Origin of the sequence: Paraburkholderia sp. 22099 (assembly GCF_052045835.1) — a bacterium.
GTDB classification, from domain to species: Bacteria; Pseudomonadota; Gammaproteobacteria; order Burkholderiales; family Burkholderiaceae; genus Paraburkholderia; species Paraburkholderia terricola.
The window spans coordinates 1-6761 of sequence record NZ_JBQEPU010000064.1 but is presented as its reverse complement, the minus strand read 5'-3'; the positions used below and the strand labels follow the sequence as shown (position 1 = coordinate 6761).

The following is a 6761-nucleotide window of genomic DNA, read 5'->3' as shown; positions in this document are numbered from 1 at the left end:
GCCGCGACCAGCGCCGGCCCGCGCGTCACGCACAAGCCCACGCGCCGCTCCGCGCCCACCCCGCGCGCGACCAGCTTCGCGGCCAGCGCCGCCGACCACGCATCCAGTTGCGCATAGGTCAGCGACGCGTCCTCGCAGCGCAGCGCCACCGCCTCCGGCGTGCGCCGCGCCTGCGCCGCCAGTGCCGCGCCGAGCGACTCGAACGGATACCGCCGCAATGCCACCTCAGGACACCCCGCCGGCAACGTCAACGCCCCAACCCGCCGCTCGATACCCTCCGCCATCTGCGCCAGCACCGCTTCATACTGCGACGCGATCCGCTCCACCGTCCCGGCATCGAACACATCGGCCGCATAGTTGAACATCAGCCGCAACCCGCGCCCATCGTCGACCACGTTCAGCACGAGATCGAACCGCGCCGTATCCGTGCCGCCCGCCTCCGGCTCCACGACGAGACCCGGCATCGCCACCGCCGCCTCGCTCGTCGCCTGCTCCAGATTGAACATCACCTGGAACAGCGGCGAGCGGCCGAGATCGCGCTCGATACGCAACGCGTCGAGGACACGCCCGAACGGCGCCGCCTGATGCGCATGCGCTTCGAGCACGCGCGCATGCAGCCCGGCCAGCAGCGCGCCGCACGGCATGCCGCCGTCGACGTCCACATCGATCACGAGCGTATTGACGAAAAAGCCGATCAGCCCTTCCGTCTCGCCGCGCTGTCGTCCCGCCGACGGCACGCCGATGCGCACGCCCGGCTGTCCGCCGTAGCGGTACAGCAACGCGGCATGGGCGCCGAGCAGCACCGTGAACAGCGTCGTGCGCCGCGCGCGCGCGAGTTCGCGCAAGCGGTCGGCGAGTTGCGCGTCGACATCGCGCCGGCAGCGTCCGCCCTCGATGCCGCGCACCGCCGCGCGCGGCCGGTCCAGCGGTAATTCCAGCGCGGGACGCTCGACACCCAGTCGCTGGGTCCAGTACGCGAGATCGTCGGCGAGCGCGCCGTCCCGCCATTCGTTCTGCCATGCAGCGACATCGCCGAAATGAATCGTCAAAGGCGGCAATGCGCGCGACAACGGCGCGCCTTCGCCCGCGAGCGCCGCGCGATACAGCGCCGCGAGTTCGCGAACGAGCAGCGACTGCGACCAGCCGTCCGACACGATGTGATGCACGACGATCGACAACGCGTGACGGTCCTCGTCCAGCGCGATCAGATCGACGCGCAACAGCGGCCCTTGCGTGAGATCGAACGGCTCGCGCGCGGCGGCACGCAGCGTGTCGCGCAATTGCGCGGGATCGTCGAGCGTGCGTTCACGCCAGAGATAGCCCACATCGTCCGCGATACGTTGAACCGCGATGCCGCGCGTCTCGACGAAACGCACACGCAATGCGCCATGCCGGGCGACGAGCGCATCGAACGCGCGGCGCAGCGCGTGAACGTCGAGGCGGCCCGTCAGACGGATCGCGCGCGACAGGTTGTACGCGGGGTTCCGCGGATCGAGTTTCCATAGGAACCACAACCGCTCCTGCGCGGGCGCGAGCGGATAACACGCCGAAGCATCGACCAAGCCGCCGGCTTCATCCGCTTCTGCCACGTCACGCGACAACGGCACGATCGGCAAACGCGCGGGATCGACGCCCTGCTCGCGCGCCTTCTCGCGAAAGCGTCGTCGGCGTTCCGGCGACAGTGCGGCGTATTTGCGCGAGATCGCGAGCGCCTGGCTCGCAGCATCGGTGGCGGCATTGGTATTGCCACCGGCGTTGGCATCGACATTGGCATCGACATTGGCACCGACATTGGCACCGGTATTGGCACCGGCATTGGCACCGACATTCACACCGGTATTGGCACTGGCATTCACACCGGTATTGGCACCGGTATTGGCACCGGTATTGGCACCGGTATTGGCACCGGTATTCGCACCGGTATTCGCACCGGTATTCGCACCGGTATTCGCACCGGTATTCGCACCGGTATTCGCACCGGCATTGGCACCGGTATTCGCACCGGCATTGGCACCTGCACCGGCACCGATATTCGCACCGGCATTGGCACCGGTATTGGCACCTGCACCGGTAGCGGCATTCGCACCGGCACCGGCATCGACATCAGCACCGGCTACTGATGAACCCGGCACGGCAACCGGTTCGTTAGAGGTTGTAGTCAGCATGTTTTCAATTTGCATAGATAGGCATAGGCACGCGGTTCAATCCAGCGCATCGAACAAGCCATCGAGCGCTTGCAGTTCATCGTTCGCGGCCGCGCGCGGCGACGCGTCGCCATCCGCGCCGGACGTAAGCAGCGCGGCGAGCAGCGCCGGCGTCGGGCTATCGAACAGCGCGCCGAGCGCGACCTTCCGGCCCAGCCGCTCCGACAGCCGCGCGATCAACCGCACCGCCGCTAGCGAATGCCCGCCGAGCGCGAAGAAGTCATCGTTCGCGCCGACCCGCGCGAGTCCGAGCACGTCGCCGAACAGCCGCGCGATCAACGTTTCGGTCTCGCCCGACGGCTCGACCCACGCCGCGTCGCTTTCCGGCGCCGCCTCGAAGCGCGCGAGCGCGTTGCGGTCCAGCTTGCCGTTCGCGGTGCGCGGCAACGCCTCAAGCTCATAAAGCGCCGCCGGAATCATGTAGCCGGGCAGGCGCGCGGCGAGCGTCTGCCGCCAGCCGGCTGGCAGCGCGCGCGACGCGCCGACCACATACGCCACGAGCCGCGCCTCGGCATCGCCCGCGCCGGGCACGAGCGCGACGGCCGCGTCGAGCACGCCGTCGCAGGCGCGCAGCGCCGCCTCGATTTCGCCGAGTTCGATCCGGTAGCCGCGCAGCTTCACCTGCTGGTCGATCCGGCCGAGGCATTCGAATTCGCCGTCGGGCCGCTCGCGGCACAGGTCGCCGGTGCGGTACATCCGCGCGCCGGGCGGCCCGTACGGGTCCGGCACGAAGCGCTCGGCGGTGAGGCCGGCGCGGCCGAGATAACCGCGCGCGAGGTTGTCGCCGCCGATGCACAACTCGCCGACGCCGCCTTGCGGCGTCAACTGCCCGCTCGCGTCGACGATGCGCAGCGCGTTCGCATGCAACGCGCGGCCCACGGTGACCGGGCCGCCCTCGGCCACGCGCGCGCAGCTCGACCAGATCGTCGTCTCGGTCGGGCCGTACAGGTTCCACAAATCGACGCCGCGTTGCGCCAGTTGCGTCGCCAGGTCGGCAGGCAACGGCTCGCCGCCCGCGATGCCGACGAGCCGTCCACGCGACGGACCTCGCCAGCCCGATTCGATCAGCAGACGCCAGCCGCTCGGCGTGGCCTGCATGAAGCTCGCGCCGCTGTCGTCGATCAGACGCGCCAGCGCGGCGCCGTCCGCGACCGTCGACGCGTCGGCCATCTCGACGCAAGCGCCGCGCGTGAGCGGCAGACAGAACTCGAGCAGCGAGATGTCGAACGACGGCGTCGTGACCGACAACAGCACGTCATCGCGATGCAGTCCCGGCGCGATGCCCACGCTTGCGAGCAGCCGCGCGAGCGCGCCGTGCGAGACCGCGACGCCCTTCGGCCGGCCGGTCGAGCCGGAGGTGTAGATCACGTAGGCGAGTTGCGCGTCGCTGCACGGCAACGCGGGCGGCGGCAGGATTGCGCGTGCGTCGGTGGCGTCGGCGGCATCGCGTGTGGCGGCGAGCCGCGCGTCGGGTCCGACGTCACGTGTGGCGTCGAGTCGCGCGTCGGGTCCGACGTCGTTTGTGGTGGCGAGCGGCGCGTCACGTCCGACGTCACGCGTGGCGTCGGGTCGCGCGTCGCGTCCGACGTCGTTTGTGGTGGCGAGCCGCACGTCACGTTCGACGTCACGCGTGGCGTCGAGTCGCGCGTTGCGTCCGACGTCGCCTGTAGCGTCGAGCCTTGCGTCGCGTCCAACGTCGCCTATCGCGTCGAGCCTTGCGTCGATCGCGATACGGCCGTCCAGCCAGTTGCCGAGCCGCGCGCGACCCTCCGCATCGGCGATGACCCGCGTGATGCCCGCGTCGTCCAGCATGTCGCGCAGGCGTTCGGCCGGGAACGACGGATCGAGCGGCACATACGCCGCGCCGCTGCGCCACACGCCGAGCATGCTCGCGATCAGTGCCGGCGAGCGGCGCATGCAGACCGCCACGCGCTCCTCGCACGCGACGCCGCTCGCGCGCAACCGCGCGTCGATCACGGCGGACCAGCGCGCGAGCGTCGCGTAATCGAAGGCTTCACCGTTTTGCCTGACCGCGATGCGTTGCGGCGCGCGCGCGGCCTCTGCTGCAAAGCGCTCGTGACACGCGCGCAACGCGGGCCCGGTCAAGAGTTCGGTCAAGGGCTGGGTCAAGGGTTCGTCCAAAGGCTCGGTCACGCGCTCGGCCAAAGGCTCGGTGAAGGGCTCGGTCAAGGGCTCGTCCAAAGACGCAGTCAAGGTGTCAGGCAAGGGCAACGTCAAGGACACTGGCAACGGCTCCGCGTGCGCCGCGCCGCGCCGCGCCGCGAGTTCCCCGACAAAGCGCGGCGCACGCTCGCCGTCGTCGGCCAGTTGATCGAGCAGCGCAAGGTATTGCCGCTGCAATTGCTCGACCTGCGCGCGCGCGAGTCGTCGGCTGTCCCAGTTCCATTGCAGTTCGATGCGCGTCGCCGGCAGGATCGTCAGCGTCAGCGGATAGTGCGTGCGCTCGAACGAATCCACGCGATCGACGCGCAACGCGTCAGCCTCCGAGGATGCCGCGCGAGCCGCGACCGGATAGTTCTCGAACACGATCAGACTGTCGAACAGCGCATCGCCGCTGCGTCCCGCCCACTGCTGCAACGACGACAGCGGCGTGTGGTCGACTTCGCGCATGTGCAGGTTGTACGCCTGCAATTCGTCGAGCCAGGCCGATACCGTCATGTCGCCGGGCACGGCCGCGAACACCGGCAGGCTGTTGATGAAAAGGCCGAACATGTCCTCCGATCCGGCCAGCGACGCGGGCCGCCCCGACACGGTGACGCCGAACGCCACCGACCGCTTGCCGCTCAGTCGCGCGAGCAGCACGGCCCACGCGCCCTGCATCAACGTGTTGAGCGTCACGCGATGACGTTGCGCGGCGCGGCGCACGCGGGCGTCGAGGAGCGCATCGAGCTCGACCGCGAGCTTGCGCGACACATTCGCGGATGCGTCGTGCGGCGCGGCGAGGCTCGCGGTGAGCGTGCCCGCATCGTCGGCGGCGGCGAGCCGCTCGCGCCACCAGTCGCGCGGATCGGGCTGCGCCGCGAGCCATTCGACGTAGCGCCGGTACGGCGGCGGCACGCCCGCCGCGGCGCGCGGCGCATCGCGGCGTGTCAGGCCGAGCGCGCGCTCGTAGTCGTCGAACACTTCGGCGAGGAGCCGCGCGCCGCTCCAGCCGTCCGTCAGCACGTGATGATGCGTGCGCACGAGATCGAAGCGGCCGTCGGGACGGCGGAATACGTTCACGCGCATCAGCGGCGCGCGCGACGCATCGATGCCGGCGGCAAGATCGGCCGAACGCCAGGCGGCGAGGCGCGCATCGTAGTCCGGCGCATCGCGCCAGTCGTGCACCGCGAACGGCAGCACGGCTTCGCGCTGGACGATCTGCAAGGCCGCTTCGCCATGACGCCACTCGAAGCGCGTGCGCAACATGTCGTGCCGCGCGATGGCGGCCTGCCAGGCGGCGCGCAACGCCGTGTCGTCGAGGCGGCCGTCGAGCGTCAGTTGCAACTGGTTCACATAGACGCCTTCGCCTTGCTGCAACTCGCTGTGATACAGCAGGCCCTGTTGCAAGGGCGTGGCCGGATAGATGTCGGCGACTCCGCCAAGCGGCAAGCCGAGCGCGCGCAAGCGCGCCTGATCGAGACCGGACAACGGGAAGTCCGACGCGGTCGCGCCCGGCGGCGCGGCCACGCAGTGCGCGATCAGCGCGTCGACCTGCTTGCCGAACGCGGCGACGATGCGCTCGACGCTCTCGCGGTCGATTCGCGCCGGGTCGAAGCGCCAGCGCAGCAGCAAGGTTTCGCCCGTGACGATGCCGTTCAGGTCGAGTGCATAGTCGAGGCGCGCGCCGGCTCCGTGGCTGCTGCCCGCATCCTCGGAACTGAAGGCGAAGCGCGACGCCGGATCGAACGACTGATCGAAGCGCCCGAGATAGTTGAAGCTGACGGCCGGGCGTGGCCGCGCGCGGCTCGCGTCGAGCAGGCCCCAGTGCAGACCCTTGTTCGGCACCGCGCGGATGCGCTCCTTCACGGCGATGAGCGCATCGCCCGGCGCGGCCGATGCGGCGGGCAGCGCGACCGGGAAGCGCGTCGTGAACCAGCCGACCGTGCGGCTCAGGTCCGCGCCGTCGATCACGTCCTCGCGGCCGTGGCCTTCGAGTTCGACGGCGATTTCGCTTGCGCCGCTCCATGCGCCGAGCGCCTGCGCGAGCGCGGCGAGCAGCAACTCGTCGACGCGCGTGCGATAGGCGCGCGACGCGTTCTGCAACAGGTCGCGCGTGCGGCCGGCGTCGAGCGTCCAGTCGATCGTTGCGCTTTCGACGACGCGCGTGCCCGCGGCGGGGCGCAGCGGGAGTGCCGGAACGGTGTCGAGCACGCTGAGGGCTTGCTGCCACCAGTTGGCTTCCGACTGGACCGCGTCGGATGCGGCATACCGGTGGAGCGCGCGGACCCAGGCGCGCCAGGACATCGACGGCGCGGGCAGCGCGATGGGCTGGTCCTGCTCGGCCTGGGCGTAGGCGGTTTGCAGTTCCTCGAGCAGCACGCGCCAGGAGACGCC

2 protein-coding genes are annotated in these 6761 nt (G+C 70.2%); both read right to left on the bottom strand.

All coding sequences use genetic code 11. From position 1 onward, the window contains the following. Positions 1-2165, bottom strand: a 2165-nt coding sequence (locus ACTJLC_RS31475; protein ID WP_440846350.1) for a condensation domain-containing protein, incomplete at its 3' end; no start/stop codon positions are given. A 36-nt stretch (positions 2166-2201) separates the two neighbouring features. Then, on the bottom strand, positions 2202-6761 hold a 4560-nt coding region (locus tag ACTJLC_RS31470), incomplete at its 5' end, for a condensation domain-containing protein (RefSeq protein ID WP_440846348.1).